Raw genomic sequence first — 7,346 nt, forward strand, 5'->3', positions numbered from 1 at the left:
AACGACGAACACTGCGACCACACCTGCTGCGGCCCCAACTCGACACCCACATCCATACCGTCGAACAACCGCGTCACGTTCTGATGCGTAACCGCAACACCTTTCGGCGTCCCCGTCGTGCCCGACGTGTAAATGATGTGCGCCACATCATCAGCAGATGTACCCGGCAACGCGCCTGAGGACTGCGCATCGATACGCCGATCGTCGACCTCGACCACCGCGACACCGGATCCGTGCAACCGCTCCGCCAACACAGCCGTGGTCAGCACAGCCACCGGCCCCGCATCAGCCAGCATGAACTCAACCCGAGCATCAGGATGCGCCGGATCAATCGGCAAATACGCCGCACCAGACTTCAACACAGCCAAGATCGCCACCACCGCATCAACCGACCGGCCCATCATCAAACCGACACACCGACCCGGCCCAGCACCCTGAGCAATCAACAAGCGCGCCAACCGATTCGACGCCTCATCCAACTCCCGATACGACAACACACGACCATCAAAACTGACCGCCACCGCCTCCGGAGCACGAGCAACCTGCACCCCGAACAACGCCGGAACCGAAGACTCCACCACCGGCCGCATCAACACCGCCCGATGACCAACCTCATCCAACCGAGCACAATCAGCAGCATCAAGCACACCCACAGCCGACAACCGCTGAGCCGAGTCGGCAGTCATCACCGCCAACATCCGCTGCATACGTTGGATCAAGGTCTCGATCGTGGCCGTGTCGAACACGTCGGTACGGAACTCGACCGATCCGTCGATTCCGGCCGGCACGCCGGCATCGTTGAAGCGTTCAGCCAGAGAGAACACCAGATCCATACGGGCAGTCTGAGTTTCGGCCTCCAGCCGCGTAACACCGACGTCACCCAGCGCCAGCGCGGCGGCAGGGTCGCTGTGTTGCCATGGCAGGTTTTGCCAGGTCAGCATGACCTGCACGAGTGGGTGATGGGTCAGGCTCCGGGTCGGATTGAGCCGATCCACCAGAACCTCGAACGGCACGTCCTGATGCTCGAACGCCGCCAAGCTACGCTGCCGCACCTGCCCCAACAGGTCTGCGACCGTGGGGTCCCCGGCCAGGTCCACGCGCAGCACCAAAGTGTTGACGAAGAAACCCACCAACTCGTCGAGTGCGGGCTCGCCGCGGCCGGCAGACGCTATGCCCACGGCCACATCGGTGCTTGCGCTCAGCTGAGCCATCAATGCCGCCAGAGCTGCCTGGACCACCATGAAGCTCGTCGCGCCGTGCTCGCGAGCGACCCGGGCGATCTGTTGCTGTAGTTCGGCAGGCCACTCCACCGCCACGCTGGAACCCTGGTAATCGGCCACCGGCGGATACGGCCGGTCAGTCGGTAGCTCCAACCGATCGGGGAGGTCGGCCAGCTCGTCCTCCCAGTACTTCAGCTGCCCGGCGATCACGCTGTCGGCGTCGGATACCGAGCCCAGCCACTCCTGTTGCCACAACGTGAAATCGGCATACTGCACCGGCAGGGGCTCCCAATCCGGGGCCTGCCCGTCGCACCGGTTGGCGTAGGCAGTCGCCAGATCCACCACGAGCGGGGTGACCGACCAGCCGTCGGCGGCGATATGGTGAACCACCGCCGCGAGGACGTGCTCGTTCTCGCTGATGCGGAAAAGTGTTGCTTTGATCGGGATTTCACTCGTGAGGTCGAAACTGTGGCGGGCCGCCGCACCGATCTCCTCGTCGAGCCGGGCCGCCTGCCATCCGGAGGCATCGACGATTTCCCATCCCAGGTCAGCCTGCTCGACGCCCAGAACCACCTGCTGGGGTACCCCGTCAACCGAGATGAACACGGTGCGCAGGCTCTCCTGCCGGCCCACGACGTCTGCCAGTGCAGCGCCCAGGGCATCTTCGTCGAGGTGCCCGCTGAGGCGTAGCGCGACCGCCATGTTGTAGATCGGTGACGGCCCCTGCAGTTGCTCCAGGAACCACAGTCGTTGCTGTGCATACGACAACGGAATGGCCGCCGGACGATGCCGCGCGGTCAGCGGCGGTCGGGCAACACCGTCCTGATGCCGGTCGAGATAGTCGGCCAGCCCGCCGACAGTAGGCGCGTCGAACAGGTAGCGAACCGGCACATCCCGGCCGAGAGCTGACTGTAGACGCGCGCTGACCCGGATGGCGATCAGGGAATCGCCACCTAGGACGAAGAAATCGTCATCGAGCCCGGCCCTGCCGAGTCCGAGGACCTCGGTGAACACCTCGGCGACGATTTTCTCCGTATCGGTCTGAGGAGCCCGGAAGGAGGTGGCGACGAAGGTGGGTTCAGGTAGCGCCTTGCGATCGATCTTGCCCGAGGACGTCAACGGGAACTCGTCGAGCACCACGATCTGGCTCGGCACCATGTACTCGGGTAGCCGCTCGGACAACCACTGGCGGACCGCTGTGACCTTCGAGTTGGTGTGCGGATCATTGGCGTGGCCGCCGCGCTGCCGGGCATCCGAGGCGGGCTGGTAGAGCTCGGTGAGCGGCGGCAGCGCCTCACCGTCGGAAACTGCGATGAAGAGGGCATCCAGGGTGCCGGGTTGGGTGCCCCAGGTGACCGCGACGTGATATCCGGCTGCTTCGCCGAGCCGGTACACCATCTCAGGTGTGACGACGTCCTCGGCGGCGGAGTCGGCGTGGACGAGTGCCTCGGCGAGCGGGAGCCCGGCGGCCAGAGCATGTTCGGTGACCACGTCGGCGATCACGCCGGCGCGGGGAATGCCGCTGACCCGCACGGTGGACGGCTGCTGGGCCGTCAACTCGGCGTGCAGTCCGCTCAGACCCGCACAGTCCGTCCACGCCCAGGTCGGGGCGCTGGCCAGCGAGCACACCCGGGCGGGCGACTTGTGGACGATCACGTCGTAGCGGTACCGGCTCAGCTCGTTGTCGGCCTCTCCACGCTTGACCTGGACGCCGATGCCGCCCACGGAGGGATGGTCGGCTGCCCAGGTGGTGAAAAACTCCGGGGCGAGGAGCAACTCGTGCTCGCCGAGCATCGCGCGCTGTACCCGTTGCCGGATCTCGTCGGTATCGGTGCCGTTGCGGCTGCGCGCCAAGGCGATACCTGTCTGAAACGCACCCTGCAGGCTGTGATTTCTTACGTCACCGATGAACAGCGTTCCGCCCGGCGCCAGCAGTTCCACGGCCTTGTCGATGACCTCGGCCAGGTATCCGGCACTCGGGAAGTACTGAACCACCGAGTTGATCACCACCATGTCGAACTGGCCCTGTGGCAACGCCTCGGTGATGTGGGCCGGTCGGGTCAACAGATGAACCCGGTCTCCCCACGGCTGGGCTGCCACGGCCCTCTGCAACTTCTGAATGGTCGGCGCGGAAAAGTCTGTGCCCCAATACTCGATGCACTCGGGAGCCAGCTGAGACAACAGCAGGCCTGATCCGACACCCAGCTCGAGCACCCGTTGCGGGCGCATCGACAGAATCCGATCCACGGTGGCCGAGCGCCATTCCTCCATCTCGTGCAGGGGAATCGGATCGTCCGTGTAGCTGCTGTTCCAGCCGCGGAAGTCGTTACCGAACTCGACCTCGTCAAGGTCGGCGTCGTAGAGCTCGTCGTAGATGCCTTGCCACTGGTCGACGACGTCAGCGTCGTAGTCGGCGGTGCTGGTCTGCTCGAGAGCGACGTAGCCGACCAGATGGTCGACGCCGGTGCTACCCCGATGCACGGCGGCGGCCGCGCGGGTGACTTGCGGGCAGGCCAGCAGGGTGTTCTCGATCTCGCCCAGTTCCAGGCGCTGGCCACGCAGCTTGATCTGAGCGTCCGCGCGTCCGAGGTAGTCCAGGCTGCCCGATTCGGTCCAGCGCACCAGGTCACCGGTGCGGTACAACCGCGTCCCCGGAGCCCCAAAAGGATTGGCCACGAAGCGATCCGCAGTCAGATCGGGCCGTCCCACATAACCCCGAGCCAGCACCGGTCCGGCCAGGTAGAGCTCGCCAACCACTCCGACCGGCGTCGGGTTCAGCCGGGCATCCAACACCAACGCGCACGTGCCCGGCACCGGGGCGCCGATGCGCACAGGCTGTCCGGCCGACAGCGCACTCCAGGTGGCCCAGATCGTCACCTCGGTCGGCCCATAGGCATTGAACATCCGCCGCCCGGGGGCCCACGCGGCCACCAACTCAGCCGGGCACGCCTCGCCACCGGTCACCAACGTGTCCAGCCCATCGATCTGGGCCGGGTCCAGCGTCGCCAGAACCGTCGGGGTGATCAATGCCGCATCGACGCGCTGTCCCGCCAGTACCTCGGCCAATGCGTCGCCGGCGTAGGAATCCGGCGGGGCAACCACCAGTGCCGCACCCGACGACACCGCCCATAACCATTCGAAGACCGAGGCATCGAACGTCGGCGCGGCCACCATCAGCACCCGAGCCCCCGGCGTCACGCCGAGCAGATCGTAATGCGCAGCCGCCACTCCAAGCACCCCGGCATGGCTGATCGCCACACCCTTCGGAGTCCCGGTGGATCCCGACGTGAAGATCACATATGCCGCATCGTCAATGCTCAAGGGCGACAGCCGATCCGAATCCGTCACAGGATCGCCGCTGTGTACTGACAGATCAACGACATCGAGCGGAACCACCAGGCGGCTACCGGTCCCCTCGACCGCACCGGTGCCACAGGTGAGGACGCAGACGGCCTCGGCGGCGTCCAGCACCGTGGAAACCCGTTCGGCCGGGTGGCCCGGATCAACCGGTACGTACACTCCGCCGGCCTTGAGCACCGCCCACCACGCGATCACCAAGTCCGCGCAGCGACCCATCGCCACACCGACGGCGCGCTCAGGACCCACCCCGGCCTCGATCAACGCCCGGGCCAATCGGTTGGAGGCTTCATCCAACTCTCGATAAGACAGCTCGCGGGCGCCATCCACCACCGCAACGGCCTCTGGATTCGCAGCCACCGCTGCAGCCAGCAACTCCGGGGCCAATCCCACCGGGCGGCTTACCTCTGCGCCGGACCACTTGTGCAGCAACAGATCTTGCTCGTCGAGATCCAGCAGGCCGACCTCACCGACGACCACCGATGAGTCGGCAACCACGGCCTCGACGACGCGACCGAACCAACCCACCAAGCGCTCGACACTGGATCGGTCATACAGATCGGTGGCATAGGCGACCGTGCCTGCCGCCATCAGCGCACCGCGGCCTTCGGGCGGCACTGCGTGCAGATCGAACAGTGCACTCGCGTCCCCGCTGGACAGTTCACGCAGGTCGAATTCGAGGTCGAAACGGGCGGTACGGATGTCGGCGGATACCGGCTCGACGTCGAGCTCGTCGAGCTGGATCTCGGGGCGCACATTGTTCTGGAAGGCCAAGGCGACCTGGAACAGCGGATGGTGCGAGGTGGACCGGGTCGGGTTGAGCCGCTCGACCAGGAGCTCGAACGGCACATCCTGGTTCGCGTAGGCATCCAGCGCCTTCTGCCGCACCTGGTCGAGCACGTCGCTGAACTGCGACGCGGGGTCAACGCCGACGCGGAGCACCCAGGTGTTGACGAAGAAGCCGACCAGCTCATCTAGCGCCTGGTCCATCCGTCCGGCGATCGGGGTGCCCAGTGCGATGTCCTCACCGACACCGGCGCGGTGCAGCGCCACGGCCATCGCGGCCTGCAACACCATCGATACGGTCGCGTTGTGCGCGGCCGCCAGGGCCTTGAGTCCGGCCCACGACTCGGGGTCGATACGCAGGTCGACCGCGTCGCCGCGGTAGCTCGGCACGGGAGGACGCGGCCGATCTGCGGGAAGCGAAACGACCTCGGGCAGGTCCGCGAGTTCCCGCCGCCAATATGCCAGCTGGTTGGCGAGCACGCTGTCGGGATCAGTTTCCGACCCCAGCCAGTCCTGCTGCCACAAGGTGTAGTCGGCGTACTGGACAGGCAGTGGTGTCCAATCGGGTTCCTGACCGAGGTTCCGCGACCGATAGGCCTCGCCTACATCCCGGGCCATGGGTGCCATCGACCATCCGTCGAAGGCGATGTGATGCAGGACGATTCCCAGGACGTACTGTTCGGGGCCGACAGAGTAGATCTGGGCTCGGATCGGAATCTCACCGGCCAGGTCGAAGGTGTAGCCCGCCAGCGAGATCAGCTCGCCGATCAGATTGTCTTCCGTCACCGGCACCATCGCCGGGCCCCCGCGCCGCCACAGCCCCGGTTCGGCAGGCAGAACCTTTTGTGAGGGCACACCGTCGATGGCGGGGAACACCGTGCGCAGCGACTCGTGACGGGTGATCACGTCATCGAGCGCCGCATCGAGCGCGTCGACATCCAACGCGCCGTTGATCCGGAACGCGATCGGCATGTTGTAAGTCGCCGCGCCGTCCTCGAACCGATTGAGGAACCACATCCGGTTCTGTGCGAAGGACAACGGGACCAGGGCAGGACGCTCGGCCGCAGCCAAGGGTGCACGCCGGTCCGAATCCTCGCCGACATGCGGTGCCAACTGCGCGACCGTCGGCGCGTCGAACAACGTGCGTACCGCCAGTCCGGCATCCAAATCGGTATTGACTGCGGCGACCACCCGCATCGCGAGAATGCTGTCGCCGCCGAGGTCGAAGAAGGAGTCGTCGATGCCGACCCGTTCCAACCCGAGGACCTGGGCGTAGATGCCCGCCAGGATTTCCTCGGTAGCCGTGCTCGGAGCCCGATAGTGATCGTTGTCTACATACTCAGGTGCCGGCAGTGCCCGTTTGTCGAGCTTGCCGTTGACCGTCAGCGGCAGTGCGTCGAGGACGACCACTGCAGTCGGCACCATGTAGGCCGGCAACCGCTCGGCCAACGCGCTACGCACCTGGGCCGGATCCGCGGTGCCGGTGATGTAGCCGACCAGGCGCTTGTCGCCGGGATGGTCCTCGCGGACGATCACCACCGCTTGCTGCACACCGTCGAGATCCGCTAGCACGGTTTGGATTTCGCCCAACTCGATGCGGTACCCACGGATCTTGACCTGCTCATCAGCCCGCCCGGCATACCGCAACTGCCCATCGGTACCCCACGACACCAGATCTCCGGTGCGATACATCCGGGCACCGGGCGTTCCGAACGGACAGGCGACGAACCGCGAGGCACTCAGGCCCGCACGCCGGACATAACCGACGCTGACCCCGCGGCCGGCCACATACAGCTCGCCCACCACACCCGGGGGAACCGGACGCAACCATCGGTCCAGGACGAACAACGCCGCACCCGGAACCGGCACACCGATCGGCACCACACCCGAACCAGCCTGCAATGGCGCACTGATCGTGGCATACACCGTCGTCTCGGTCGGACCATACCCATTGATCAACACCCGACCCGGCGCCCACCGATC

At 65.8% G+C, this 7,346-nt stretch carries 1 protein-coding gene; it reads right to left on the reverse strand.

What is annotated here, in order from left to right:
- On the reverse strand, window positions 1-7,346 hold a 7,346-nt coding region (locus tag A5779_RS05300), incomplete at both ends, for a non-ribosomal peptide synthetase (protein WP_131811575.1).

The organism is Mycolicibacterium peregrinum (assembly GCF_001665625.1).
GTDB classification, from domain to species: Bacteria; Actinomycetota; Actinomycetes; order Mycobacteriales; family Mycobacteriaceae; genus Mycobacterium; species Mycobacterium peregrinum_B.